The following is a 26889-nucleotide window of genomic DNA, read 5'->3' as shown; positions in this document are numbered from 1 at the left end:
CGGTCCCGACGATGCCGGGCGGCCCCCTCCATCAACGAGGAGGCCGATGTGCGTGTCCGATGGTTCCGGTGCCGTACCCGGGAGCTGCCCACCCTGCCGAAGCGAGACCCCGGCAGCAACCTGCCGGCGTGGATGCGCGAGCCGACCCGGGTGTTTCCCACGGTTCGCCCGGGCAGCCCAGGTCGTCTGACACCGGCGCAGGAGTGGCGGGCGAACGGGGGCCGCTGGTGACGGCTCTGGTCGGTGTCCTCAGCGCCATCGGGCACGTCGGGTATCAGCCGGACTGGACATGCGAGCGCTGCCGGGAGCCGTGGCCGTGTCCCACCCTGCGTCGCATTCCGCGCGATCAGCTCGATACGGCTGCGCTCATCCGGATGATGGCGTTCCTCGTACGCGGCGCGATCCGGGATCTGCGTGGCCGCGTCGAGGGGCCGGAACCGCCCGAGATCGTCCGGCGGTTCTTCTGGTTCCTTCCGCTCAGCGACGACGAGGCGCGTGCGATCGCCCGAAGGCTGCGGTGATGGGCCGGTGCGTGGTTCCGCACCTGCCTGTGCGCCCGCTCTGGCGGTGCCGCAACTGCGGGGCGGAGTGGCCCTGCCAGCCGGCCCGGCTGTCGCTGCTCGTCGAGTACCGGGAGGACCGCACCGCGTTGCTGCTCTATCTCGGCGGGCTGATGACCGAGGCGCGGGAACAACTCGCCCAACTGAATCCCGACCACGCGCCGGACCTGCACAGCCGATTCCTGGCCTGGGCGCGGGTTCGTGGCTGACGCGGCGCGGGCTGTCCGCGTACCCCAGGGGTCAGATCGTGGGGCGGCGGTGGGTGAGCGGGAAGCGCAGGATGCGGTCGTCGCCGGCCGCCGGGGTGCCGCGGCCGTCGCGGTTGCTGGTCGCGACCCAGAGCGCGCCGTCGGGGGCCACCTCGACGGTACGCAGGCGGCCGTACGTGCCGGCCAGCTCCGCCACCGGTACGCCGACGCGGCCGGCGGCGTCGACGGGCACCGCCCACAGCCGGGCGCCGCGCAGCGCGGCGACGTAGAGCGTGCCCCTGGCGAAAGCGGCGCCGCTCGGGGACGCCTGGGCGGGCGGCCAGACGACGACCGGGTCCCGGAACCGGGGATCACCGGCGACGCCCTCGACGACCGGCCAGCCGTAGTTGCCGCCGGGCACGATCCGGTTCACCTCGTCCCAGGTGCTCTGCCCGAACTCGGTGGCGAACAGCCGGCCGTGCCGGTCCCAGGCGAGGCCCTGCACGTTGCGGTGGCCGTAGCTGTAGACGAGCGAGCCCGGGAACGGGTTGTCCGCGGGCGTCCGGCCGTCCGGGCGGAGCCGCAGGATCTTGCCGTTGCGGCTGGTCAGGTCCTGCGCGCGGGCGGCCACCCCGGCGTCGCCGATCCCGGCGTAGAGCATGCCGTCGGGGCCGAACGCGATCCGCCCGCCGGCGTGCACCGAGCTGCGGGCGATGCCGCTGACCAGCACCCGGGGCGCGCGGGACGAGCCGAGGCGGAACCGGACGATCCGCAGATCCGTGGCGGTGGTGTAGGCGGCGTAGACCCACCGGTCCCGGCGGTACGTGGGGGAGACCGCCAGCCCGAGCAGGCCCGTCTCCCCACCGGCGACCACGTCGGCGATCCGCGCCACCTCGCGGGCCGGGCGTCCGGGGCGTACGCGCAGGATCGTGCCCCGGTCCCGCTGCGCGACCAGGGCGCTGCCGTCGGGCAGGAAGCCCAGGCCCCACGGCGCCTCCAGGCCGGTGGCGACGACGTGCGGGCGGCTCAGGTCGTAGCCGGACCAGCCGGAGCGTCCGTCGAAGCCGCGCAGGTCGAGCATGACCGGTCGCGCGTCGGCGGTCGCCGGCCGGTCCGGCCCGGCGGCGGGTCGCCCCTCGGCGGGTCTGCGGTCGGCGTGCGCGTCGGTGGCGGCCAGCACGATCGCGAGGACGGCGGCGACGACCGCGACGGTACGACGGCGCATGTGCTCTCCCCGGTTTCGCACCCGGCCTCGCCGGGGCATTGACGGTGATCCGGTTTGCCAGTAGACCTTGGTGATGGAGGCCCCTGATGAAACCAACGCCGCTCTCGCTGGAACAGTTGCGGGTCGCCGTCACCGAGGGTGAGATCGACACGGTGGTGCTCGCCCTCACCGACATGCAGGGGCGCTTGCAGGGCAAGCGGTTCCACGCGCCCTACTTCCTCGACCATGTGGTCACGCACGGCAGCGAGGGCTGCAACTACCTGCTCGCCGTGGACGTCGACATGAACACCGTCGACGGGTACGCGATGTCGAGCTGGGAACGCGGCTACGGCGACTTCGCCATGCGCCCCGACCTGGACACGTTGCGCCGGATGCCCTGGCAGCCCGGCTCCGCGCTGCTGCTGGCCGACCTGGAGTGGCTGGACGGCTCCGGCCCGGTGGTCGCCTCGCCCCGGCAGATCCTGCGCAAGCAGCTGGACCGGCTGGCCGCGCACGGGCTGACCGCGTACGCCGGCACCGAACTGGAGTTCGTGCTCTACCGCGACTCGTACGAGGAGGCGTGGCGGCGCGGCTACCGCGATCTGACGCCGGCCAACCAGTACAACGTGGACTACTCGCTGCTCGGCACCGCCCGGGTCGAGCCGCTGCTGCGCCGTATCCGCACCGAGATGGCCGGCGCCGGGCTCACCCCGGAGAGCGCGAAGGGCGAGTGCAACCTCGGCCAGCACGAGATCGCCTTCCGGTACGACGAGGCGGTGCGCTGCGCCGACCACCACGTCATCTACAAGAACGGCGCGAAGGAGATCGCCGCCCAGGAGGGCATGGCGATCACGTTCATGGCGAAGCCGAACGAGCGGGAGGGCAACTCCTGCCACATCCACTTCTCGCTGCGTGACGCCTCCGGCTCGTCGGCGATGCTGGGGGACGGGCCGGCGCACCTGAGCGTCACCGGTCAGCGGGTGCTGGCCGGGCTGCTCGCCACGATGCGCGAGTTCAGCCTGTTCTTCGCGCCGAACATCAACTCGTACAAGCGCTATCAGCCGGGCTCGTTCGCGCCGACCGCGCTGCGCTGGGGCACCGACAACCGCACCTGCGCGCTGCGGCTGGTCGGGCACGGGCAGGGGATGCGGGTGGAGAACCGGGTGCCGGGGGCCGACGTCAACCCGTACCTGGCGATCGCCGCACTGGTGGCCGGGGCGGTGCACGGCATCGAGAACGAGCTGGAGCTGGCGGACGAGTGCACCGGCAACGCGTACGACGACCCGGACGCCGAGCGGGTGCCAACCACGCTGCGTGACGCGCTGGACCTGTGGCAGCGCTCCGAGGTGGCCCGGGAGGCGTTCGGCGACGAGGTGGCCGACCACTACGCCAACCAGGCGAAGGTCGAGCTGACCGCCTTCGACGCCGCGGTGACGGACTGGGAGCTGACCCGTGGCTTCGAACGCCTCTGACCCGCCGCCCTCCCTCGCCCCCGCGCCCGCCCTCGCGCTCCCGCTGTCGACGCCGATCTTGCACTTACAGCCCTCGACGCGGGCGTTGTGCGGCTTTCGCCGGGGCAGCAACTACAAGATCGCCGAGCTGAGGGGAGGGGGACCGCGTGGGTGAGGTGATCTCGCCTGTTGACGGGGCGGGGATCGGGGTCGTTCCGGGGTGCTCCGTTGAGGACGTGGATGCGGCTGTCGCGCGGGCTTCCGCGGCGTTCGAGACGTGGCGTCGGGTGGCGCCGGGGGATCGGGGGCGGCTGCTGCGGCGGTTCGCGGCCCAGGTCGACGCGCACCTTGAGGAACTGGCTCTGCTGGAGGTGCGCAACGCCGGGCACACCATCGGCAACGCGCGCTGGGAGGCGGGCAACGTCCGCGACGTGCTCGACTACTACGCGGGCGCGCCGGAACGGCTGACCGGGCACCAGATCCCGGTGCCCGGGGGGCTCGACGTCACGTTCCACGAACCGCTGGGCGTGGTCGGCGTGATCGTGCCGTGGAACTTCCCGATGCCGATCGCCGGCTGGGGGTTCGCCCCGGCGCTCGCCGCCGGCAACACGGTCGTGCTGAAACCGGCCGAGCTGACCCCGCTGACCGCGCTGCGCCTCGCCGAGCTGGCCCGCGACGCCGGGCTGCCCGACGGCGTGTTCACAGTGCTGCCCGGTCAGGGCAGCGTGGTCGGCGAGCGGTTCGTCACCCACCCGGCGGTCCGCAAGATCTGCTTCACCGGCTCGACCGAGGTCGGCACGCGGATCATGGCCGGCTGCGCCGCCCAGGTGAAGCGGGTGACGCTGGAGCTGGGCGGCAAGTCGGCCAACATCGTCTTCGCCGACGCCGACCTGGAGAAGGCGGCGGCCACCGCGCCGTACGCGGTCTTCGACAACGCCGGCCAGGACTGCTGCGCCCGCTCCCGCATCCTGGTCCAGCGTCAGGTGTACGACAGGTTCCTGGACCTGCTCGAACCGGCCGTACGGGCGGTGCGGGTGGAGGACCCGGCCCGGGACACGGCCGAGATGGGCCCGCTGATCTCCGCCGCGCACCGGGACCGCGTCGCCGGGTACGTCGACGGCGCGGACGTCGCGTTCACCGGCTCCTGCCCCGACGGCCCCGGCTTCTGGTACGCCCCGACGGTGCTGCTCGCCGGCTCCCCGGCCGACCGGCACTGGCGGGAGGAGGTCTTCGGCCCGGTCGTCTCGGTGCTGCCGTTCGACGACGAGGCGGACGCGATCCGGCTCGCCAACGACACCGAGTACGGCCTCTCCGGCTCGATCTGGACCCGGGACGTCGGGCGGGCGGTGCGGGTGGCCCGCGCGGTCGAGGCCGGCAACCTCAGCGTCAACTCGCACTCCTCGGTGCGCTACTGGACCCCGTTCGGCGGGATGAAGCGTTCCGGCCTGGGCCGGGAGCTGGGTCCGGACGCGCTGCACGCCTTCACCGACGTCAAGAACGTGTTCATCGGCACCGAGGAGTGATCACAGTGCAGGGACGGCTTTCCGACCGGGTGGCGGTCGTGACCGGCGCGGGCAGCGGCATCGGGCTGGCCACCGTACGGCGTTTCGCCGCCGAGGGCGCCCGGGTGGTGTGCGTGGACATCGACGCCGACGCCGGTACCCGGGCCGCGCAGGAGGTGGACGGCGAGTTCGTCGCCGCCGACGTGGCCGACGAGACGGCGGTCCGCGACCTGTTCGACGGGGTGGTGCAGCGCCACGGCCGGGTGGACGTGTCGTTCCACAACGCGGGCATCTCGCCGCCGGACGACGACTCCATCCTGGAGACCGGCCTGGACGCCTGGGAACGGGTGCTGCGGGTGAACACCACGAGCGTCTACCTGTGCTGCAAGTACGTCATCCCGCACATGCGGCGGCAGGGCAAGGGCTCGATCATCAACACCGCGTCGTTCGTGGCGCTGATGGGCGCGGCGACGTCGCAGATCGCGTACACGGCGAGCAAGGGCGGGGTGCTGGCGATGACCCGGGAGCTGGGCGTGCAGTTCGCCCGCGAGGGCATCCGGGTCAACGCGCTGTGCCCCGGTCCGGTGGCCACGCCGCTGCTGCTGGAGCTGTTCGCCAAGGACCCGGAGCGGGCGGCCCGGCGGCTGGTGCACGTGCCGATGGGCCGATTCGGCGATCCCACCGAGATCGCCGCCGCGGTGGCGTTCCTCGCCAGCGACGACGCCTCGTTCATGACCGCCGCGCAGTTCGTCGTCGACGGCGGCATCACCGGCGCCTACGTCACACCGCTATGAGGCCGGTCATCGGCATCACCGCGTACGTCGAGCCGGCCGGCTGGGCGGTGTGGCGGGACGTGCCGGCGACGCTCGTGCCGCACGCGTACGTCCGGGCGGTCACCGCGGCGGGCGGCCGGGCCGTGGTGCTGCCCCCGGACGACGCCGACGCGGACGTGCTGGGGATGCTGGACGGGCTGCTGCTGGCCGGCGGCGCGGACGTCGGCCCGGAGCGGTACGGGCAGCCGCCCGACCCGCGCACCGAGAGCCGGCCGGAGCGCGACGCCGGGGAGACGACGCTGCTGAGCGCCGCGCTCGCCGCCGACCTGCCGGTGCTGGGCGTGTGCCGGGGGATGCAGCTGCTCGCGGTGGCGTACGGCGGCCTACTGCACCAGCACCTGCCGGACGTGGTCGGGCACGACGGGCACCGTCCCGCGCCGGGCGTGTACGGGTCGCACCCGGTGCGCTTCGCCGCCGGCAGCCGGACCGCCGAGGTGATGGCCGGGGTGGACCGGGTCAACTCGTACCACCATCAGGCGGTGGCCGACCCCGGCGGCCTGGCGGTGACCGGCTGGGCCGACGACGGGGTGATCGAGGCGGTGGAGGATCCGGCGCGGCGCTTCGTGCTCGGGGTGCAGTGGCATCCGGAGAACGAGCCGGACCCGCGACCGGTGGCCGCGCTGGTCCGGTCCGTGGTGTCGGCCAGATCACACACTCACATTTCGTAGGTGGGGACAGCCGAATCTCCGGCCTGGTCATCCCGGCCGGACCGCCCGAGTCGCCCCGGCCCGTCTGTTACGCCAGGATGAGGCGGAGGTAACCAGCGTCGAACGGTGCGGGTGCGTTACGTTGCTCGTCCGTCGGGGTAGTAGGCGGGGACGGTCGGCGTGACAGCGCCGACCGTCGTGATCATGGCCGGAGCGGGAGGCTGCATGGGCTCGGCCCAGGGGGGCGGGGGCGACAGTCGTTCGTCCCCGGCGGCCGGCGAGGCGTCACTGTCGCCGCTGCTCGCCGCGGCGTTCGCGGCCGGCGGCGAGATGGGCGAGCGGCTGCGCGCCTTCGACTGGGCCGCCACCCCGCTCGGCAGCCCGGACCGCTGGCCCGCCGCGCTCTCCCACGCGATGAGCACCATGCTGTCGTCCCGCGCCCAGATGGTGGTGTTCTGGGGCGAGCAGCACCTGGCCTTCTACAACGACGCCTACCGGCCGACCATCGGCGACAAGCACCCCGCCGTGATCGGGCAGGCCGCGCACCGGCACTGGGCCGAGACCTGGGACGTGCTCGGCCCGCTGCTGGACGGGGTGCGCCGCACGGGCGTGCCCTACCGGGGTGAGAACCATCCCTTCGTGCTGAACCGGCACGGCTTCCTGGAGGACGTCTACTTCGACGTCTCGTACGACCCGATCCGCGACGTCGACGGCACCGTCAGCGGGATCTTCTGCTTCGTCAACGAGACCACCGGGCGGGTGCTCGGCGAGCGCCGGCTGCGGGCCCTGGCCGAGCTGGGCAACGAGCTGGGCGAAGTGCCGGACATGCGGGAACTGGGCCGGGCGGTCACCCGGGTGCTCGACGCCCACCGAGCCGACGTGCCGTTCAGCGCGCTGTGGTTCCCCGACGAGCGCGGCGATCTCGTGGCGGGCGGTTGTTCGGGCGTGGACCCCGCCGTTGTCGCCGGTCCGCCGCCCGGAGTGTCCGACGGCGAGCCGCTCACCGAGCCGCGCTGGATCGCCACCGCCGAGCTGCCCGGCGCGGTGCCGCCGGACGCCGCCGGCCAGGCGCTCCTGCTGCCGCTGACCGCGACGAACGAGGCGGCCGGGGTGCTGCTGCTCGGCGTGTCCCGCCGGCTGCCGTTCAGTGACGACTACCGCGACTTCGTCGGCCTGGTCGCCGCGCAGGTCAGCCGGGCGGTGGGCAAGCAGCGGGCGTACGAGCAGGAACGCGCCCGCGCCGCCGAGCTGGCCGCGCTCGACCGCGCCAAGACCAACTTCTTCGCCAACGTCAGCCACGAGTTCCGCACCCCGCTCACGCTGGTCCTCGGGCCGCTCGAGGAGATGCTCGCCGACCGGGAACTGCCGGATCGCTACATCGACCGGCTCACCGTCATGCACCGCAACGGGTTGCGCCTGCTCAAGCTGGTCAACACGGTGCTCGACTTCTCCCGGCTGGAGTCCGGCCGGCTGGCCGCCCGCTACCAGCCCACCGACCTGTCCGACTTCACCTCCCGGCTGGCCAGCACGTTCCGGTCGGCCACCGAGCGGGCCGGGCTGCGCCTGGTGGTGGACTGCCCGCCGCTGCCCGCGCCGGTCTACGTCGACCGGGACATGTGGGAGAAGATCGTCCTCAACCTGGTGTCGAACGCGGTCAAGTTCACCTTCGACGGCGAGATCCGGGTCCGGGTACGCGCGACCGACCGGGCCGCCGTCCTGGAGGTGACCGACACCGGCGTCGGCATCGCGCCGGAGGAGCTGCCGCAGGTCTTCGAGCGGTTCCACCGGGTCGCCGGCGCCCGCTCGCGTACCCACGAGGGCACCGGCATCGGCCTGGCCCTGGTCCGCGAGCTGGTCGAGATGCACGGCGGCACCGTCACCGCGCACAGCGTCGTCGACCGGGGCACCACGTTCACCGTGACCATGCCGTTCGGGTACGCGCACCTGCCCGCCGACCGGGTGTCCGCCCTCTCGCCGGTGCCGCTGACCGAGCCGGAGCAGGCCCGCCTCTACGTCGCCGAGACGGCGCTCTGGACCGACGAGGTGGCCCGGCCCGTCGGGTTGCCCGAGCCGAACGGCACCCCGGGCGGCGCGGGCCGGATCCTGTTCGCCGACGACAACGCCGACCTGCGCGAGCACGTCGTCCGGCTGCTCTCCCCGGCGTACGAGGTGGTCGCCGTGCCGGACGGCGCGGAGGCGCTGCGGCTGGCCGTCGAGACCCCGTTCGACCTGGTGCTGACGGACGTGATGATGCCCCGGCTGGACGGCTTCGGGCTGGTCGCCGCGCTGCGCGCCAAACCGGCCACCCGGTACGTGCCGATCGTGCTGCTCTCCGCCCGGGCCGGCGCCGCCGAGGAGGTCGCCGGCCTGTCCGCGGGCGCCGACGACTACCTGACCAAGCCCTTCTCCAGCCAGGAACTGGTGGCCCGGGTCCGGGCCAACGTCGAGCTGGGCCAGTTGCGTGGGCAGATCATCCGCCGGCTGCGGGCGCTCGCCGACGCCGCCGTGGAGATCAACACCGCCCGGTCGACAGCCGAGGTGGTGCGGGTGGCCGCCCGGCACGCGCTGCGCCTGGCCGAGGCCGGACGGGTCCGCGTCACCACCACCGGGGCCCGTCACGAGGAGGACGCCGGCGGCGACCTGCCCGCCGACCCGACAGTGGTGCTGCCGCTCACCGGCACGTCCGGCGAGCAGCTCGGTGAGCTGCGGGTGTGGCGGCGCGAGGGCGGCGGCACCGAGCAGGCGGCGCTGACCGAACTGGCCCGGCTGGTCGGCGTCCGGCTGGAGAACGCCCAGCTCTACGAGGCCGAGCACCACATCGCCACCACGCTCCAGCACAGCCTGCTGCCGCGTACGCTGCCGCAGCTGCCCGGCGCGGTGGTCGCCAGCCGCTACCTGCCCGGCAGCGCCGACGTGGAGGTCGGCGGCGACTGGTACGACGTGATGGCCACCGCCGACGACGACCTGGTGCTGGTCATCGGTGACGTGGTGGGCAAGGGCGTGCGGGCCGCCGCGGCGATGGGCCAGCTCCGCAACGCGCTGCGGGCGTACGTCCTGGAGGGCTACGACCCGGGCGAGGCGCTGACCCGCCTCAACCGGCTGGTCCACTCCGCCGGCAGCGGCTCCTTCGCCACCGTCGTCTGCCTCGGCTTCTCCCCGCGCACCGGCCGGATCCGGTACGCCAGCGCCGGCCATCCCTCACCCCTGCTGATCCGAGGAGACGACGTGGCGTTCCTGCACGATCGGGCCCTCGGACCGCCGATCGGGGCGATCCCCGGCACCGTCTACCCGGCCGCCGAAGGCGAACTCGCGCCGGGCAACCGGCTACTGCTCTACACCGATGGCTTGATCGAGGACCGGTCCGCGGGCATCGACGCCGGGCTGGGCCAGTTGCGGTCGGACGCGACGGCCCGCGCCGAGCACGTGGCGGACCTGGTCGACGCCGTCATGGCGCGGGTGGCCGGGCGCTCCCGGCACGACGACGTGGCCGTCCTCGCGCTGGAGGCGGCCGAGTTGAACCGCTTCGCGCTGCGTCTGCCCGCCGACCCGACCCGGCTCAGCGTGCTGCGCAAGCGGCTGGAGGACTTCCTCGTCGCCCACCAGGTCGGCGAGACCGACCTGTTCGATCTGACCGTGGCGGTCTCCGAGGCGGCGGCGAACGCGATCGAGCACCCGGTCGACCCGGTGGACCCGACGATCGAGGTCGAGGTGACGATCGCCGACCGTACGGTCACCGCGACCGTCCGGGACACCGGGCGCTGGCGGGAGTCGAGCGGGTCGAGCTTCCGGGGGCGCGGGCTGGCGCTGATCCAGGCGCTGGGGGAGATGAACGTGACCCGTACCGAGGAGGGCACCGAGCTGACGCTGCGCCGCCGGCTGGCCGACCGGGACTGAGGGCTGTTGTAGCGTAAAGCGGATCAAATGCGGCGAAGTCCCTAGGATCGCCTCATGGGGCGTGAGCCGTTCCGTCTTTCGCGGGACAGCGGGAACGACCCGGTTGGCGCGGCGTGGACGGCGATTCGCCGCACTGGCCGGGCGACCGTGGGAGAGCGACTGCGGCGGGTGCGGTTGAGCCTGCTCGTGGCGGTGCAGTGCGGGGTGGCCGCCGCAGTCGCGTGGTGGGTCGCGAAGGATCTGATCCACAACCCGCAACCGCTGTTCGCGCCCGCCGTCGCGGTCGGCACCATCGCCAGTTCGGTGAGTCAGCGCTTCCGCCGTACGCTGCTGCTCATCGCCGGCGTGGCGGTGGGCATCGCGCTGGGCGACCTGCTGGTCTCCTGGGTCGGGCAGGGATACGTACAGATCGGCGTCATCGTCGCCGCCGCGATCCTCGTCGCCGTCCTGCTCAGCGACGAGGGCGCGTTCGTCACCCAGGTCGGCGGCAGCGCGTTGGTGATCGCCGTGCTCTTCCCGGCCCGGACCGACATCGCGCTGCCCCGCTTCCTCGACGGCGTCGTCGGTGGAGTGGTCGGCATCCTGATCGCGGTCGTGGTGCTGCCCCTGCACCCGATCCACCGGATCCGGCGGGCCGGCCGGCCACTGCTCGACCAGATGGCCGCCGAGCTGGACCGCCTCGCCGACGCGGCCCTGGCCCGGGACGCCGAGCTGGCCCGTCAGGGTCTCGACAGGCTGCGCCGGCTCGACACCTCGGAGGTGGAGGCCGCAATGTCGGGCGCTGACGAGGTCGTCCGCATCTCGCCGCTGCGGTGGCACAACCAGAGCGCGTTGCAGGGATGGCGGCACGGCGCCATCCTCATGATCCGCTCCCTGCTGCACAGCCGCGACGTCGCGCTCAACCTCGAACGCGCGATCCGTGACGACGAGCCCGTTCCGCGGTCGCTCGCCGAGGCCGCGCGGTGCCTGGCCGAGGCCGCGCGCACCGTCGGTACGGGCTGGTCCCCGTCCGCCAGCCGGCCCTCCCGTTCCCAGCGGGCCGCGATGTCGGCCCTCCGCCTGGTTCAGGAGGCGTTGCGCAGCGGCCCGCGCGTCAGCGGCATCAACGTGGCGAACGAACTCACCATCATCGCGGTGAACACGATCCGGGCGAGCGGGGTGCGCAAGCGCGACGCCGAGTCGCTGCGTCGTGATCTCGCCCCGGACACCGCCGGGGAGTCGGGAAAGCGGCACCCCGCGTCGGATCAGGGGCAGCCGAGACCGGACCTGCCCCTGCCGCCGGCGATGGGAGACGCCTTCTAGACCCGAAGGGCACCCGAGTCGGTCAGGTGGGGGCGAGCCAGTCCTGGTCGCCCAGGCCGGAGATGTCCAGCACGCGCCGGACCTGCGGGGACGGCAGCACGGTGAGCGCGTTCGGGAACCGCTGGGCGAGCCGGACCACCGCGTGGATGGCGGCCGAGTCGAAGAAGGTCACCGCCCGCAGGTCGAGCGTGAGCTGCTTGGCAGGCTCGCGGAGCGCGGTCTGGAACATGATGTCGGCGGTCGCCATGTCGACCTCGCCGGTCACCTGGACGCGCACTTGGTCGCCGTCGACCTGCGCCGTCACGGAGAAGACGGGCGCCGCGCCCCCTTGATCCACGGAGCAACAATGGCACAGCGTTTGCGGTACGGCAACAACCTGCCCGGCCGGGCTGTGGCGGGGGGCACACCACCCCCGGCGATAGGCTTGGGCCATGACCGTCCGTGCGCCGCTGACCCCCGGCACGCTCTCCCCGTGGCGAGCGGTTCCCGCCCACATCCCGCGCCCGGAGTACGTGGGTAAGAAGCGCCCGCAGGAGTGGCGCGGCTCGCACGTGCAGACGCCGGAGACCATCGAGAAGATGCGCGTGGCCGGGCGCCTCGCCGCGCAGGCCACCCAGCTCGCCGGTGAGCACTGCAAGCCGGGGGTGACCACCGACGAGATCGACAGGGTGGTGCACGAGTTCCTCTGCGACCACGGCGCCTACCCGTCGACGCTCGGCTACCGGGGTTTCCCGAAGTCGTGCTGCACCAGCCTCAACGAGGTGATCTGCCACGGCATCCCCGACTCGACGGTGCTCCAGGACGGCGACATCATCAACGTCGACGTCACCGCGTACCTGAACGGCGTGCACGGCGACACCGACGCCACGTTCTGCGTGGGCGAGGTGAGCGAGGAGGCCCGCCTGCTTGTCGAGCGGACCCACACGGCGATGATGCGCGGCATCAAGGCCATCGCGCCGGGCCGGCAGATCAACGTCATCGGCCGGGTGATCGAGTCGTACGCGAAGCGTTTCGGCTACGGCGTGGTCCGCGACTTCACCGGGCACGGCATCGGCGAGGCGTTCCACAGTGGCCTCTACGTGCCGCACTACGACAGCCCGCGCCCCACCGACGTGATGGAGCCCGGCATGACGTTCACAGTCGAGCCGATGATCACGCTCGGCACCTACCAGTACGACATGTGGGACGACGGCTGGACCGTGGTCACCAAGGACCGCCGGTGGACGGCCCAGTTCGAACACACCATCGTCGTCACCGACGACGGCTACGAGATCCTGACGCTGCCGTGACCGACACCCCGGCGGCGCTGCGCGAGGCGCACCACGCGGACGTCTCCGGCGGCTGGCTGCGGCCGGCCGTCTTCGGCGCGATGGACGGACTGGTCACCAACATCGCGCTGATCGCCGGTGTGGGCGGCGGCGGGGTGTCCCCGCGCAACGTGGTGCTCACCGGCGCGGCCGGCCTGGTGGCCGGCGCCATCTCGATGGGTCTCGGCGAGTACACGAGCGTCCGGTCCGCGAACGAGCAGGTCGCCGCCGAGGTGGCCAAGGAGCGGCGCGAGCTGGAACGCCACCCCGAGGCCGAGGCCCGGGAGCTGGCCGACGCCTGGGTCGCCCGTGGACTGCCCCGCGAGCTGGCGACGCAGGTCGCCGAGGCGGTACGCGCCAACCCGGAGGAGGCGCTGCGGGTGCACGTACGGGAGGAGTTGGGCGTCGACCCCGACGACCAGCCGAGCCCGTGGGCCGCCGCGATCTCGTCGTTCGTCTGCTTCTCGATCGGCGCGCTGGTGCCGCTGCTGCCGTACCTGCTCGGTTTCACCAGCCTCTGGCTGGCGCTCGCCGTCGGCGGCGTCGGCCTCTTCGTCGCCGGTGCGATCGTGGCCCGGTTCACCAACCGTGCCTGGTGGCGTGCCGGTCTGCGGCAGCTGCTGCTCGGCGCGCTGGCGGCCGGCGCCACCTACCTGATCGGCGCGCTGATCGGCGTCGGCGGCGGCATCGGCTGAGGCTGAGCGTCCTCAGCCGGACAGCAGGTCGTCGATCGTGCCGTCGACCGGCCGGCCCCGGGCGGTCAGCTCCTCGGCCTGGCGGGTCAGCGCCGCGCCCACCTCGGTCATGTCCGCGCCGGCCAGCCCGGTACGCCGCACCGCGTCCCCGGCGTCGCGGAAGTAGGTGCGGCTGAACAGCCCCTGCACCGTCGCCGCGGCCAGCCGCGCCTCGCCGAGCATGAGCAGCGCCTGGTCCGTCTCGTACCACTCGGCCAGCCGCAACGCCCGGGCGTGCGCCGCGCTGCCCCGGTACCACGCCTGCCGCGCGGCGCCGGTGAACTCCGCCGGCCGGGCCCGCGCCAGTCGTGCCAGGTGCTCGTCGCGCAGCTTCGGCAGCCAGCCGGTCGGGTCGTGCAGGGCACGGGTGGTGACGTACCGATCAGCGGCCAGCGGCCACCGGGACGTGATCGTCGTCGCCCGGCGCAGGTAGTCGTCCGCCCCGGCCACTGTCAGGTCGACGAGCACCCCGTCCACCCGGCGGGTGGCCGGCGGCGGCCCGGCGTCGGGCCGGTAGGTGACGACCAGCAACCCGACCTCGCGGTCCCCGCCGCCGTCGTCGTCGCCGTGCGCGAGCGGACCGTGTACGGCGACCGCCAGCACGTCGGCCGGGAACCGCCGCAGGACGGCGTCACCGACGCGCTCGGCCACCTGCCACCGCGGGTCGTCCAGACGCCGCTCGGCGTTCACGTCGACAGCCACGGTCCACCTCCGTCCGAGCGCTCGCCTGCGGCAACCCTAGCCAGATCGGGCCGGGCGGCCCCGGGGGCGCGGATGTCGGATTGTGCGCGTCTGCGGCAAGGGCGCTCAGGCGTTCGGGACCAGGCGGAAGACGCGGATCTCGCGGTTACCGGCGCGCTCGACGTACGTGCGGTACGCGGGCCACTCCTGCACCAGCCGCTGGAACAGCCGTTCCCGTTCCTCGCCGGTGACCTGCTCGGCGGTGACCGGGATCCGGCGGCCCTTGACGTCCACCTCGGCGGCCGGATTAGCCATCAGGTTGAACGTCCAGGACGGCTGGTGCTGCTGCCCCCAGTTCGAGCCGATCACCACGTAGGCGTCGCCGTCGGGGACGTACACCAGGGGGTTGCTGCGGGGCTTGCCGGAGCGGCGGCCGGTGGAGGTGAGCACCAGCGTGGGCACGAGCCCGAAGGCGACCACTCGGCCCTTCGTCATCCGGCCGACCAGCCGGTCGGCCGGGACGAGCAGGCGCATGGTGGCGCCGAACCAACGCTGGTGACCGAGACGGCGGGTGAGGGTTCCCAGGGCTGACATCCGACAAGTGTGCCGCCCGCACCGCGCCCCGTCACCCCCTCGGACGGTCAGTCCGCCCCAAGGTCGACTCCACTTCCCCGAGGTGGTGGCATCCACCCCACCGCGATGCCGCCACTCCGGCGAAATGGTGTGGATCATGCATGGGCGGCCGGCTCAGTCGAGCCGGCGTTCGATCGGCAGGCGGGACCTGGTGAACAGCGCCGCGCCGCCCATCGCCACCAGCGGCACCACGACCAGCGCGGCGAGTGTCACGCCGGGCACCGTCACCGGGTACGGCGGCTGCACCGGCCAGGAATCCGCGTACCGCTGGTTGAGCGCGGCCAGGACGACCACGGCGGAGCCGAGCCCGGCGACGATGCCCAGCGCGGAGCCGAGCACCGCGATGACCCCGGCCTGGCAGAGCGACAGCAGGCGGCGTACCCGGGGATCGGCGCCCACCGCCGCGAGCGTGGACAGGTCCCGGCGGCCCTCGGCCGCGGCGAGGCCGGTGGCGACAGCGGCGGCGCCCAGCGTGATCACCCCCGAGGCCACCGCCAGCAGGAGCAGCATCGGGCGCTGGTCCGACGGCGGGTCGGCGGTCGCCACCTGCGCCGACATGGGCCCGATGTCGTACAGCTCGTCGGTCAGCATCTCCATCTGCCGATCGGTGGGCGAGCCGGCGGTGTCCAGCAGGTAGCCAAGCGGTACGGCGGACAGGCCGAGCGCGTCCGCGGCGGCGGGGGAGAGCACCAACCGGTCGACGCTGAGACCGCCGCGCAGCGCGTACGCGGGCAGGAGACGCCCGGTGGGCGGGCCGCCGGAGTTGTAGTTGACCTCCACCCGGACCTGCCCGTCCACCACCCGCCGGGCGTCGGTGACCACCACGCCGCCGGTGGCGAGCGTCCGGCGCGCGGCGGCCAGCTCGTCGGCGGGCGCGCCGGTGAGCGCGGCCAGCGCGGCGCCGTCGTCCACGAGCGCCGGCAGGTAGACGTCGACCGGCTCCTGGAAGGGGCTCACGCAGCGCGGATCGCGCCGGGCCGCGTCGGGGACCGGGTCGGAGGAGGTGTACGGGCAGCGCTGCTCCGGCGGAACGAGCGCGTACGCCGCGCAGTCGTTCTTGTCCCGGACGTCGCCGGCGCACCCGGGGGTCGCAACCGACACCACTGTGGCGTCGGGCAGGACCGTGCGGGCCCGGGCGGCGACGGCCTCGGCCGACGGCGGGCCCGTCGGGGTCGGCCCGGAGTGGGTGAGCAGCACGTTGCCCGGCGGCAGGCCGGGCTGCCAGAGTTCCCGGGAGCGGGTCTCGTCGCTGGCCACGTAGACGCCGAGCGCGACGCTTCCGGCGACGGCGGCCATCACCGCCGAGATGGCCGGCGCGGCCGACGACCGGTTGCGGCTGGCGTCGCGCAACGCGAGGCGGGGGGTGAGCGGCAGCAGCCGGCCGGCCCGGCCCAGCACGCCCACGAGCGTCGGGGTGCAGAACACCAGCCCCAGCTCGCCCAGGGCGACACCGGCCAGCACGCCGGTCTGCGAGGTGCGGCCGGCGGCGAACGCGGCGATCGCGGTCCCGGCGACGGTGAGCGCCACCCCGATCAGCAGCCAGCGGCGGCGGGGCCGGGACCCGTCGCGCCGGCCGGCCAGGCCGGTCGTCACGTCCTGCCGGGCCGCCGTCCAGGCCGGCGCCATCGCCGCCAGCACCCCGGCCAGCACCGCCGTCGCGGCGATCGCCACCAGCGCGGTCGGGAAGATCCGGTACGCCCCGAGGCGCTCCCCGAGCAGGTACTGCTCGACGAGCGGCCGGCCGGCGAACGCGGCGCCGATGCCGAGCAGCAGCCCGAGGGCGGCCCCGCCGGCGCCGAGCACCACCCCGTCGGCGAGCACGATCCGGCGCAGGTGGGAGGCGTCGCCACCGGCCACCGCGACGAGCGCGAGGTCGCGCCGCCGACGGCGGACGCTCACCGCGAAGGCCGGGCCGACCAGCAGCACCACCTCCAGCAGGCCCAGCCCGCCGACCACGCCGACGACGCCGGCCTCGTCGGCGTCCGGCACGCGCATACCGCGGGTGAGCTCCTCCCGCCCGGGCAGCGGGTCGCGGACGACGATCTGGATGCCCTGCGCGTTCAGCCGGTCGGCGAGCCCCGGGTCGAGCGGGCCGGGCAGGTCCACCAGCCAGGTGTCGCTGCCGGCCGCGGTCTCCGGGGTCACAGCGGCCAGCGTGATCACCTCCCGGAGGTTGTCCGGGTACTCCACCACCCCGACCACCCGGTACGTGGCGCCGTCGATGGTGCGTACCGGGTTGCCGATGCGGGTGTCGAGCCGGCGCAGCGCCGCCGGGCTGACCGCGATCTCGTCCGGGCGCACCGGCGGCCGGCCGTCGAGGACCCGGGCCAGCGGCCGGGTGAGCGGGTCGGTCAGGTCCAGGGCGCGCGCGTCGAGCGACTCGACGTGCCGGCCGATCCGCGTCGAGAACGTCATCCACCAGCGCGTGCGGGCGACCCGGCTGCCCTCGGGCAGCAGCGCGCGCACCTCCTCGGCGGTCGCCGGACGGGTCCGGCCGACCCATTCGCCCTCGACCGGCCAGGCCGACTCGCCCCAGGCGTCCTGCCTCACCGCCGTCAGGCTTTCCCAGCGCAGCGCGACGTCGGCGCCGCCGAGCTGGCGTTCGATCCGCTCGGCGCGGGTCAGGTCGCCCATGTCGTAGCTGACCGCGGCGAAGCTGAGGCCGAGCACCGGCAGCGCGATCATCACCAGCACCAGCAGCGTGCGCCGCCGGGACCGCCGGGCCTCCCGGCGGGCGATCCGCAGCGCGGTCCGCCACGATCCGCGTACGGCGGCGAGGCGGCCGCCGGTCACCGGATGCTGCCGCTGAGCAGGTGGTCGACGCCGATCAGCGGGGCGGTCGAGTCGACCATCACCCCGTCGCGCAGGAAGACCACCCGGTCCGCCCAGCCCGCGTGCCGGGCCTCGTGGGTGACCAGCACCCCGGCCGCCCCGGCGTCCACCCGGCGGCGAAGCAGGTGCAGCACCGCCTCACCGGTCTGCGAGTCCAGCGCGCCGGTCGGCTCGTCGGCGAGGACCAGGCGGCGTTCGCCGACGAGGGCCCGGGCGATCGCCACCCGCTGCTGCTGTCCGCCGGACATCTGGTCCGGGAAGCGGTCGGCCAGGTCCTCCAGGTCGACCTCGCGCAGCGCGTCGAGGGCCGACTGGCGGGCCGCCCGTACGCCGGCGCCGTCCAGTTCCAGGGGGAGCGCCACGTTCTCCACCGCGGTCAGGCTGCCGAGCAGGTTCAGATCCTGGAAGACGTACCCGATCCGGCGGCGGCGCAGCCGGGCCAGCTCCCGGGCGGACAGCCCGACCAGCGCCTCGCCCTCGACCACCACCTCGCCGCCGGTGGGCCGGTCCAGGCCGCCGGCGAGCGCCAGCAGCGTGGACTTGCCGGACCCGGACGGGCCCATCACCGCCACCAGCTCCCCGGCCCGCACGGTCAGGCTCACGCCGCGCAGCGCGTGCACGGCGGCCTCACCGGTGCCGTGCGTACGGCGTACGTCCCGCAGTTCCAGCACCCCGTCGATCGGGTCCATCAGCGCCTCCCGTGCCGGGTCACCGGCGGGCTTCGTCGCCGGCCCGGTCCACCGCCTCGGGGTGGTCGACCGCCCGGATCGGCGCCGGGCGGTGCCGGACCAGGCTGGTCTCGCAGTGGTCGAGCCACCGCACCTCGGCCTCGGTCTGGAAGATCATCGCGTCCAGCACCAGCCGCCAGGGTAGATCCTCCGGCTTGTCGCTCGTGTACTTCAACCGGGTGAACTCCTGAAGCGCGCGCATGGTGGCGGTGCGCTGGGTCTGCACCACCGCCCGCACGTCGACGCCCGGCGTGGTCAACGCCAGCGCCAGCTTGATCGACAACTCGTCGCGGGGACGGTCGGCGCGGCTGATCGGGGTGGCGAACCACATCGCCAGGTCCGCCCGTCCGGCGTCGGTGATCTCGTACGGCCGCTGCCCGCTCTCGTTCTCCGGCAGCGGGCGCACCAGTCCGTCGCGTTCCAGCCGGGCCAGCGTGGTGTAGACCTGCCCGATGTTCAGCGGCCAGGTCGACCCGGTGGACTCCTCGAACGCGGCACGGAGCTGATAGCCGTACATCTGGCCGCGTTCGAGAAGGGCGAGCAGGCCGTGACGGATGGACATGACCGCGAGTATGCATACCTGGTATGCGCAGCGCAACCGGGAAGCTTCGCCGGGTGACCGGCGTCGCGCTCAGGCGGGGCGGCCCGGGAACGGAACGGTGACCGGTGTCACGCCCGCCGTACGCCGCCAGCGGGTGGCCCGCAGCGCGCAGTCGGTGAGCGCGGCGAGCGCCGTGTTCCGCTCCACGCCGCTGGTGTGCGCGAGCGCGGCCCGCCAGTGCCCGGCGGTCCGCTCCTCGATCTCCACCGCCAGCCGCAGCGCTCCCGCCCGGTCGGTGACCGGATAGGGCAGCGCGTACCCGGCCCGGTCCGCGGGTACCTGCCCGGAGCCCTCGGCGAGCTGCAGGAGCAGCGCGTCGCGGCGGGACCGGTGCGCCGCCTCGGCGGCCCGGGCCGCCGTCCGCGCCGCGCCGGTGAGGTGCACGCCGATCACCCCGTACGCCCAGATCGCCGCGTACTCGGCGGCGAGCGCGTCGGCGAGGGCCTGGGCCGGGCCGGTCGTCGGGTTGTTCACTTCAGGGCCTCCACGTGGGTCGCCCGCGCGGCGGCGATCGAGCCGAGCAGCGCGGCCCGCTCGGCCGGCGCCTCGGCGCAGGCCTTCGCCGCGTTGGTCCGGCCCTCCTGCTCGGCCTGACGCAGCTCGGTGAGCACGGCGTCGGGCGCGGGCGCGCTCGCCGAGCCGGCGGCCGCCGGCGTGCCGGAGGGAGCCGGCCGGCCGATGACCCGGCGTAGCTCCTCGGCGTGCGCCTTGTGCGCGTCGGCGATCGGGGTGAGCCGTCCGGCGAGCGCCGGGGCGGCGGTGGCGGCTGCCCGGTAGCGGGCCTCCAGCGCCAGCGCCTCGGCGGCCAGCGGCTCCAGCGCATCAGGCGCCGGTGGCTCCTGGTCGCGGTCGAAAAGATCACAACCGGTCAGCGGCGCGGCCGCGCCGCCGAGCGCCACGAGCCCTCCGGCGCGCAGCAGCCAGCGCCGGGAATGCCCCGCTCTGACCTGGTCGGATGGTGTTCTGCCGGTCCCCACCTGACAGAGTCAACACCATTCGCGCCGCCTCGTGGGTCAGGGTCTCGGTGCGCCGCCGGGTCCGTCCGCGGCCGTTAGCGTTACGCTCTGCGCAACCACCGGGCGCGGACGCCCCGGTGGCGTGCCGGTATGGCGGGCCGACCGCCCGCACCGGCCCGGGACAACACGGCCCGCGGGTCGTGGCAACAGCAGGAGAGGTGCGCGGAATGACGCAGCGTGGCCGTGCCACCCGGCCGACGGGGCCCGCCGGGCGGCCCCGCCGGTCCGACGGCCCCCGCGGCGCGGAGCGCAGCGGCGCACCCCGTGGCGATCTGAACGCGCGCCGCAACCGGCTGCGCGAGGTGATCGAACCGGTCGTCGCCGCGGCCGGCTACGACCTGGAGGACCTTTCCGTCTCCCGCGCCGGACGGCGGCACGTGGTCCGGGTGATCGTGGACGCCGACGGCGGGATCAACCTGGACGCCGTGGCGGACATCTCCCGCGCGGTGTCGGCGGCCCTGGACGCGGCGGAGGAGTCCGGCGGCGACATCGTGGCCGGCGAGTACCAGCTGGAGGTCAGCTCGCCCGGCGTGGACCGCCCGCTCACCCTGCCCCGGCACTGGCGGCGCAACGTGGGCCGGCTGGTCAAGGTCACCGTCCGCGGCGACGCCGGGGACCGCCAGCTCACCGGCCGGATCACGGCCGCCGACGACGAGCGCGTGGAGCTGGAGACCGACGCCGGCCCCGTGGCACACCCGTACGCCGAACTCGGGCCCGGCCGGGTCCAGGTGGAGTTCAGCCGCCTGGACGACCTGGCCGACGAGGACCTCGGCGACGACACAGACACCGACGACGACGAAGATCTGGAGGACGAGGAGAGGTGAACATCGACCTCGCGGCGCTGCGCGCCCTGGAGCGCGAGCGGGAGATCCCGTTCGACACGATCCTCGCGGCGATCGAGACCGCGCTGCTGACCGCCTACCGGCACACCGACGGCGCCGAGTCGCACGCCCGGGTGGAGATCGACCGCAAGAGCGGGGCCGCCTCGGTCTTCGCGCAGGAGCTCGACGCCGACGGCACCGTCACCCGGGAATGGGACGACACCCCGCACGACTTCGGGCGGATCGCCGCCATGACCGCCAAGCAGGTGATCCTCCAGCGGCTGCGGGAGGCCACCGACGAGGTGCACTTCGGCGAGTACGTGGGCCGCGACGGTGACCTGGTCACCGGCGTGGTGCAGGCGCACGAGACGCGCCGGGAGAAGGGCATCGTCAGCGTCGACCTGGGCAAGCTGGAGGGTGTCCTGCCGCAGTCCGAGCAGGTCCCGGGCGAGCGGTACGAGCACGGCGAGCGGATCCGCTGCGTGGTCGTGCACGTCGCCAAGGGCATGCGCGGGCCGCAGATCACGCTGTCCCGGTCGCATCCGGCGCTCGTGAAGAAGCTGTTCGCGCTGGAGGTGCCGGAGATCGCCGACGGCACCGTGGAGATCGGCGCGATCGCCCGTGAGGCAGGTCACCGTACGAAGATCGCGGTCCGCTCGACCGCGTCCGGAGTCAACGCCAAGGGCGCCTGCATCGGCCCGATGGGGCAGCGGGTCCGCGCGGTGATGAGCGAGCTGCACGGCGAGAAGATCGACATCATCGACTGGTCGGACGACCCCGCGACGTTCGTCGGCAACGCGTTGTCGCCGGCCAAGGCGCTGCGGGTCGAGGTGGTCGACCTGGCCTCCCGTACCGCCCGGGTGACCGTCCCGGACTTCCAGCTCTCGCTCGCGATCGGCCGGGAAGGGCAGAACGCCCGCCTGGCGGCCCGCCTGACCGGTTGGCGCATCGACATCCGGTCCGACGCGGAGACCGCGGCCCCGCAGAGCCGGGGCGGAGCTGATCACGTCCCGGAGCCGGGCGGCGCGATCTCCGGCGGCTAGGGGTAGACTTACTCAGTGGCACGACGCGCGATTCCGGAGCGCACCTGTGTGGGCTGCCGGAAACGGGCGCCGGCCAGCGAGTTGTTGCGGGTTGTCGCGATCGGTGACGAGGCTGGTCACATCAGTCTCAGGCCCGATCCGGCCCGCAGACTGCCGGGTCGGGGAGCGAACATGCACCCTGATCCGGCCTGCTTCGCGCAGGCGGTGCGGCGTCGCGCCTTCGGGCGGGCACTGCGCCTCACCGGGGTTCCTGACCACGGTGCGCTTGCGGAGCACGTCGACGCGCAACCCCCGACGACCGGTCAAGCCCGACCGGTCGAGGGTCGCTAGCAAGGTAGGACGACCGACATGAGCACACGATGAAGTCCCTGAAATGACCAGGCTTCAAGTGCACGAGTGAGGTCGCTGCGGGTGCTGCCCGCACGACCTCGGAGTGAGGAGTGCAGTGGCAGGAAAGGCCCGCGTACACGAGCTTGCCAAGGAGCTCGGGGTCGAAAGCAAGACCGTTCTCGCCAAGCTCAAGGAAATGGGCGAGTTCGTGAAGTCCGCGTCCAGCACCGTCGAGGCGCCTGTCGCCCGGCGGCTGCGTAGCGCCTTCGTAGCCGGTTCGTCGGCGCCCGCCGGCCCGCCGGCTGCCGCGCCCAGCGGTCCGGCACCGACCCCGACGCCCACCCCGACCCCGGGTGCCCCCCGGGTCTCGGCCAAGCCGATGCCGCCCCGGCGTCCGGCTGCGCCGACCCCTGGACCGAAGCCCAAGGGCCCGGTCCCCGGCCCGCCGCAGCCGGCGACTCCGGTCGCCAAGCCGGCGAGCGCGCACGACATCGAAGTGGCGGCCGCCGAAGCGCGTGCCGCCGCGCTGAAGGCTGAGCAGGAGGCCGCGGTCAAGGCCGCGCAGGCCGCCCGCCAGCAGCAGCGCGAGACCGTACGCCGGGAGCCTCCGGCCGAGGGCGGTCCCCGTCCCGGCCCGCGTCCCGGCCCGAACGCCATGCCGCCGCGTCCGGGTTCCCCGGCCGCCGGTCGCCCCGGCGGTCCGGGCCAGGGTCAGGGCCCCGGTGCCCGGCCGGGCGGTCGTCCGCCGGCGCGCGGCGCCGGTAACAACCCGTTCGGCATCCAGGGCGGCCAGCAGCAGCGGCCCCCGGCCGCCGGTGCGGGCGGTCCCCGTCCCAGCCCGGCCGGCATGCCGCCGCGGCCCAGCCCGGCGTCGATGCCGCCGCGGCCGAGCCCGGCCTCGATGCCGAGCCAGCGTCCGACCACCGGCCGTCCCGGCGGCCCCGGTGGCGGTCGTGGCGGACCCGGTGGTGGCGCCGGTCGTCCCGGCGGCGGTGGCGGTGGCTACCGCGGTGGACCCGGTGGTGGCGGCGGTGGCGGTGGCTACCGCGGCGGTCCCGGTGGTGGCGGCGGTGGCGGTGGCTACCGCGGCGGTCCCGGCGGCGGTGGCGGTGCTCCCGGCGGTGGTTTCCGTCCGGGTGGTCCGGTCGGCGGCGGTGGCCGTCCCGGTGGCGGCGGTCGTGGCCGTGGCGGTGGCGCTGCGGGTGCCTTCGGGCGTCCGGGTGGTCGCCCGACCCGCGGTCGCAAGTCCAAGAAGCAGCGCAGACAGGAGTTCGACAACCTGTCGGCCCCGACCATGTCCTCGGGCGCGCCCCGCGGTCAGGGTCAGGTCGTCCGGTTGTCCCGTGGCGCCTCGCTGTCGGACTTCGCCGACAAGATCAACGCCAACCCGGGTTCGCTGGTCCAGGAGATGTTCAACCTGGGCGAGATGGTGACGGCGACCCAGTCGTGCTCCGACGAGACCCTGCAGTTGCTGGGTGAGCACCTCGGCTTCGACGTGCAGATCGTCAGCCCGGAGGACGAGGACCGCGAGCTGCTCGCGCAGTTCAACATCGACCTCGACGCCGAGGTCGCGGCGGACCGCCTGGTCAGCCGTGCGCCGGTCGTGACCGTCATGGGTCACGTCGACCACGGTAAGACCAAGCTGCTCGACGCGATCCGCAAGGCGAACGTGGTGGCCGGCGAGGCGGGTGGCATCACCCAGCACATCGGCGCCTACCAGGTCCACGTCCCGCACGAGGGCGAGGACCGCGCGGTGACGTTCATCGACACCCCGGGTCACGAGGCGTTCACCGCCATGCGTGCCCGTGGCGCCCAGGTCACGGACATCGTGATCCTGGTGGTGGCGGCGGACGACGGCGTGATGCCGCAGACCATCGAGGCGCTCAACCACGCCAAGGCGGCGGACGTGCCGATCGTGGTCGCGGTCAACAAGGTCGACAAGCCCGAGGCGAACCCGGACAAGGTCCGCCAGCAGCTGACCGAGTACGGCCTGGTCGCCGAGGAGTACGGCGGCGACACCATGTTCGTCAACGTGGCGGCCAAGCCCGGCATCGGCATCGAGGAACTGCTCGAGGCCGTGCTGCTGACCGCCGACGCGTCGCTGGAGCTGACCGCTCCGATCGACGGGCCGGCGCAGGGTGTCGCGATCGAGGCGCACCTGGACAAGGGCCGTGGCGCGGTGGCGACCGTGCTGGTGCAGAAGGGCACCCTGCGTGCCGGTGACTCGATCGTCGCCGGTGGGGCGCACGGCCGCGTGCGGGCCATGCTGGACGAGAACGGCAAGCCGGTCGACGAGGCCGGTCCGGCGCGTCCGGTCATGGTGCTGGGTCTGACCACGGTGCCGGGTGCGGGTGACACCTTCCTGGCCGCCGAGGACGACCGCACCGTGCGGCAGATCGCCGAGCAGCGGCAGGCGCGGAGGCGGGCGGCGTCGTTCGCCAACTCCCGTGGCCGGGCCACCCTCGAGACGCTCATGGAGCAGCTCAAGGAGGGCGAGAAGACCTCGCTCAACCTGGTGCTCAAGGGCGATGTCTCCGGTTCCGTGGAGGCGCTCGAGGACGCGCTGTTCAACCTCGACATCCCGGAGGAGGTCCAGCTTCGGATCATCCACCGGGGCGTGGGCGCGATCACCGAGAGCGACGTCATGCTCGCGAGCGCCTCGTCCGAGGCGGTCACGATCATCGGCTTCAACGTGCGGGCCTCGAACAAGGTCCGCGAGATGGCCGACCGCGAGGGCGTGGAGATCCGGTACTACACGGTCATCTACCAGGCCATCGAGGAGATCGACGCCGCGCTCAAGGGTCTGCTCAAGCCGGAGTACGAGGAGGTCGAGCTGGGCACCGCGGAGATCCGCGACGTCTTCCGCTCGTCCAAGATCGGCAACATCTCCGGCTGTATCGTCCGGTCCGGCCTCATCCGCCGCAACGCCAAGGCGCGGCTGCTGCGGGACGGTGCGGTCGTGGCGGACAACCTCACGATCAGCTCCTTGAAGCGGTTCAAGGACGACGCGACCGAGGTCCGCGAGGGCTTCGAGTGTGGTCTGACGCTGGGCGGCTACAACAACGTCCAGGTCGGCGACGTCATCGAGACGTTCGAGATGCGCGAGAAGCCGCGCGCCTGAGTTCCACACGTACGACCGGCCGGCGGCCGGGGCCTTCGGGCCCCGGCCGTCGCCGTTTTCCCAGGCTGCGACAATCTGCGGCGTGATCCGGTACGCGCTGCTCCTCGCCCCCTCCGCCAACCGCGTCTACGCCGACGCGGCGGCCCGGCTGGCCCGCGCCGAACTGGCCGTGTTCGCCGGCTCCGGCGTGCTCGACGTGGTGCCGGGCGACGCCGAGGTCACCCGGATCGGCGGGGTGGAGTACCTGACGTTCACCGCCCCCGAACCCGGACTCGGCGAGCGGGACCTGGCCCACCTGGCGAACCTGTCGGCGGCGTACGCGCTGTTCGAGCGGGTCGGTGACGACCTGCTGCGGCCGGTGCCGCTGAGCCCGCTGGCCCGGTACGACTCCGACCTGATCACCATCCCCAAGTACGCCGGCAAGACCAACGAGCAGTTCACCCGGCTGCTGCTCAACGTCACAGTGCTCGCCTCCGCCGCCGCGCCGCGGATGCTGGACGGGCCGGTAGTGGTGCTGGACCCGCTCTGCGGCCGGGGCACCACGCTCAACCAGGCGCTGATGTACGGCTACGACGGCATCGGGGTCGAGCGCGACAGCAAGGACGTCGACGCGTACGCGACGTTCCTGCGTACCTGGCTGCGCCGAAAGCGGCTCAAGCACACCACCGAGTCGACGTCGGTGCGCCGGGACCGCAAGCTGGTGGCCCGCCGGTTCGAGGCGGTGCTCGCGCCGTCGCGGGACGAGCACCGGGCCGGGGCCACCCAGCGGGTCACCGTGCTGAACACCGACACCACCCGGGCCCGCGAGGCGCTGCGCCCCCGCTGCGCCGACGTGATCGTGACCGACGCGCCGTACGGGGTGGCGCACGGCAGCCGTACCGATCAGGGGTTGTCCCGCAGCCCGTTGGAGCTGCTCACCGCGGCCGTGCCGGTGTGGCGGGAGCTGCTGCGCCCCGGTGGCGCGCTCGGGCTGTCCTGGAACACCCACGTGGCGCCGCGGGCGCAGGCGGAGGCGGTGCTGGCCGACGCCGGGCTGCGCGTGCTCGACGGCCCCGGCTTCGGTGACTTCGCCCACCGGGTCGACCAGGCGATCGAGCGGGACGTGCTGGTGGCGGTCGCGCCTTAATCGCGTGCCGGGGTGCGCCACCCGGCGTACCGTTGCTCGCCGTGTATACCGGAACCGCACTGTTCGACCTGTTGCTCCCGGGTGACTCCCGGTCCCTGAAGGCCAAGCGGTCCTACGTCCGGCCGATCGTCGCCGCGCTGCGGAAGTTCGAGGTCTCCGCCGCCGAGGTGGGGGCGCTGGACCTGCACGGCCGGGCCGAGATCGGGGTGGCGGTGGTGGCCGCCGAGCCGGCCCACGTCCGCGAGGTGCTCGACTCCTGTGAGCGGCTGGTCGCCGCCCGCCCGGAGACCGAACTGCTGTCGGTGCGCCGTCGCCTGCACGGCGAGGACGACTGA

General features: G+C 73.8%; 24 protein-coding genes and 1 pseudogene. 16 read left to right on the top strand and 9 right to left on the bottom strand.

What is annotated here, in order from left to right; all coding sequences use genetic code 11:
* Positions 1-227 precede the first annotated feature (227 nt).
* A complete protein-coding gene (locus DQE82_RS01085) occupies positions 228-521 on the top strand; it encodes a hypothetical protein (RefSeq protein ID WP_233514559.1) in 294 nt (97 codons plus the stop codon).
* Positions 521-769, top strand: a complete 249-nt coding sequence (locus DQE82_RS01080) for a flavin reductase (protein ID WP_113971787.1) — start codon at positions 521-523, stop codon at positions 767-769. Before DQE82_RS01085 ends, DQE82_RS01080 begins: the two co-directional genes overlap by 1 nt.
* A 31-nt stretch (positions 770-800) precedes the next feature.
* Here DQE82_RS01080 and DQE82_RS01075 read toward each other — a convergent pair whose 3' ends face one another.
* Entirely contained in the window at positions 801-1973 is a 1173-nt protein-coding gene (locus DQE82_RS01075) for a sorbosone dehydrogenase family protein (protein WP_064447073.1), read from the bottom strand.
* 86 nt (positions 1974-2059) lie between these two features.
* Between DQE82_RS01075 and DQE82_RS01070 the strand changes: the two genes are divergently transcribed.
* From DQE82_RS01070 to DQE82_RS01045, 6 genes are all read left to right on the top strand, one after another.
* Positions 2060-3424 (top strand): glutamine synthetase family protein, encoded by a 1365-nt coding sequence (locus DQE82_RS01070; RefSeq protein ID WP_113971786.1) that lies wholly within the window; start codon positions 2060-2062, stop codon positions 3422-3424.
* A 155-nt stretch (positions 3425-3579) separates the two neighbouring features.
* On the top strand, positions 3580-4926 hold the full coding sequence (locus DQE82_RS01065; protein ID WP_370446781.1) for an aldehyde dehydrogenase: 1347 nt from the start codon (positions 3580-3582) through the stop codon (positions 4924-4926).
* A gap of 5 nt (positions 4927-4931) precedes the next feature.
* Positions 4932-5699: a 3-oxoacyl-ACP reductase gene (locus DQE82_RS01060; RefSeq protein WP_043330553.1), complete on the top strand. Its 768-nt coding sequence runs from the start codon at positions 4932-4934 to the stop codon at positions 5697-5699.
* Complete coding sequence (locus tag DQE82_RS01055) at positions 5696-6406, top strand: gamma-glutamyl-gamma-aminobutyrate hydrolase family protein (protein WP_043325834.1); 711 nt, start codon at positions 5696-5698, stop codon at positions 6404-6406. The genes DQE82_RS01060 and DQE82_RS01055 overlap by 4 nt, the downstream gene beginning before the upstream one ends.
* 204 nt (positions 6407-6610) lie before the next feature.
* Entirely contained in the window at positions 6611-10279 is a 3669-nt protein-coding gene (locus DQE82_RS01050) for a SpoIIE family protein phosphatase (RefSeq protein WP_113971784.1), read from the top strand.
* A 147-nt stretch (positions 10280-10426) separates the two neighbouring features.
* On the top strand, positions 10427-11581 hold the full coding sequence (locus DQE82_RS01045) for an aromatic acid exporter family protein (RefSeq protein WP_158559958.1): 1155 nt from the start codon (positions 10427-10429) through the stop codon (positions 11579-11581).
* Between the two features lie 22 nt (positions 11582-11603).
* Here DQE82_RS01045 and DQE82_RS01040 read toward each other — a convergent pair whose 3' ends face one another.
* Positions 11604-11918, bottom strand: coding sequence for an STAS domain-containing protein (locus DQE82_RS01040; RefSeq protein WP_199495904.1), 315 nt, complete (start codon positions 11916-11918; stop codon positions 11604-11606).
* Positions 11919-12012: 94 nt separating this feature from the next.
* On the opposite strand from DQE82_RS01040, the gene map reads away from it, so the two are divergent.
* Positions 12013-12870 carry a type I methionyl aminopeptidase gene (gene map / locus DQE82_RS01035; protein WP_043325831.1) on the top strand — a complete coding sequence of 286 codons (858 nt, stop codon included), beginning with the start codon at positions 12013-12015 and terminating at the stop codon, positions 12868-12870.
* Positions 12867-13583: a VIT1/CCC1 transporter family protein gene (locus tag DQE82_RS01030; RefSeq protein WP_030503432.1), complete on the top strand. Its 717-nt coding sequence runs from the start codon at positions 12867-12869 to the stop codon at positions 13581-13583. Before map ends, DQE82_RS01030 begins: the two co-directional genes overlap by 4 nt.
* 12 nt (positions 13584-13595) lie before the next feature.
* Here DQE82_RS01030 and DQE82_RS01025 read toward each other — a convergent pair whose 3' ends face one another.
* The 7 genes from DQE82_RS01025 to DQE82_RS00995 all read right to left on the bottom strand — a co-directional run bounded on the left by DQE82_RS01025 (position 13596) and on the right by DQE82_RS00995 (position 20017).
* Complete coding sequence (locus tag DQE82_RS01025) at positions 13596-14324, bottom strand: nucleotidyltransferase domain-containing protein (RefSeq protein WP_113971783.1); 729 nt, start codon at positions 14322-14324, stop codon at positions 13596-13598.
* Positions 14325-14429: 105 nt separating this feature from the next.
* Positions 14430-14897, bottom strand: a complete 468-nt coding sequence (locus DQE82_RS01020) for a nitroreductase family deazaflavin-dependent oxidoreductase (RefSeq protein WP_043325828.1) — start codon at positions 14895-14897, stop codon at positions 14430-14432.
* A 153-nt stretch (positions 14898-15050) separates the two neighbouring features.
* Positions 15051-17729 (bottom strand): FtsX-like permease family protein, encoded by a 2679-nt coding sequence (locus DQE82_RS01015; protein WP_113971782.1) that lies wholly within the window; start codon positions 17727-17729, stop codon positions 15051-15053.
* The gene (locus tag DQE82_RS01010; RefSeq protein WP_069089326.1) at positions 17726-18457 is read right to left on the bottom strand and encodes an ABC transporter ATP-binding protein; all 732 of its coding nucleotides are present in this window, start codon (positions 18455-18457) and stop codon (positions 17726-17728) included. The genes DQE82_RS01015 and DQE82_RS01010 overlap by 4 nt, the downstream gene beginning before the upstream one ends.
* A gap of 19 nt (positions 18458-18476) precedes the next feature.
* Complete coding sequence (locus tag DQE82_RS01005; RefSeq protein WP_030503427.1) at positions 18477-19058, bottom strand: PadR family transcriptional regulator; 582 nt, start codon at positions 19056-19058, stop codon at positions 18477-18479.
* Positions 19059-19127: 69 nt separating this feature from the next.
* Positions 19128-19571, bottom strand: a complete 444-nt coding sequence (locus tag DQE82_RS01000; protein ID WP_043325825.1) for a ferritin-like domain-containing protein — start codon at positions 19569-19571, stop codon at positions 19128-19130.
* Positions 19568-20017: a hypothetical protein gene (locus DQE82_RS00995; RefSeq protein WP_176722874.1), complete on the bottom strand. Its 450-nt coding sequence runs from the start codon at positions 20015-20017 to the stop codon at positions 19568-19570. The genes DQE82_RS01000 and DQE82_RS00995 overlap by 4 nt, the downstream gene beginning before the upstream one ends.
* Before the next feature lie 263 nt (positions 20018-20280).
* Here DQE82_RS00995 and rimP point away from each other — a divergent pair, with 263 nt between their 5' ends.
* From rimP to DQE82_RS00965, 6 genes and pseudogenes are all read left to right on the top strand, one after another.
* The gene (gene rimP / locus DQE82_RS00990) at positions 20281-20937 is read left to right on the top strand and encodes a ribosome maturation factor RimP (protein WP_043325821.1); all 657 of its coding nucleotides are present in this window, start codon (positions 20281-20283) and stop codon (positions 20935-20937) included.
* Entirely contained in the window at positions 20934-21977 is a 1044-nt protein-coding gene (nusA, locus tag DQE82_RS00985) for a transcription termination factor NusA (protein WP_030503423.1), read from the top strand. The genes rimP and nusA overlap by 4 nt, the downstream gene beginning before the upstream one ends.
* Before the next feature lie 15 nt (positions 21978-21992).
* Positions 21993-22329: pseudogene (locus DQE82_RS00980) on the top strand (YlxR family protein).
* A gap of 93 nt (positions 22330-22422) precedes the next feature.
* Entirely contained in the window at positions 22423-25428 is a 3006-nt protein-coding gene (gene infB, locus DQE82_RS00975; protein WP_069089329.1) for a translation initiation factor IF-2, read from the top strand.
* A gap of 82 nt (positions 25429-25510) precedes the next feature.
* Positions 25511-26554: a TRM11 family methyltransferase gene (locus DQE82_RS00970; RefSeq protein ID WP_064447082.1), complete on the top strand. Its 1044-nt coding sequence runs from the start codon at positions 25511-25513 to the stop codon at positions 26552-26554.
* Between the two features lie 41 nt (positions 26555-26595).
* Positions 26596-26889, top strand: coding sequence for a DUF503 domain-containing protein (locus DQE82_RS00965; RefSeq protein ID WP_043325814.1), 294 nt, complete (start codon positions 26596-26598; stop codon positions 26887-26889).

This window comes from Micromonospora sp. LHW51205 (assembly GCF_003315815.1).
Lineage (GTDB): Bacteria > Actinomycetota > Actinomycetes > Mycobacteriales > Micromonosporaceae > Micromonospora > Micromonospora chalcea.
Note: the sequence above shows the minus strand (reverse complement) of the source record. Positions and strands in the feature narration are given on the sequence as shown.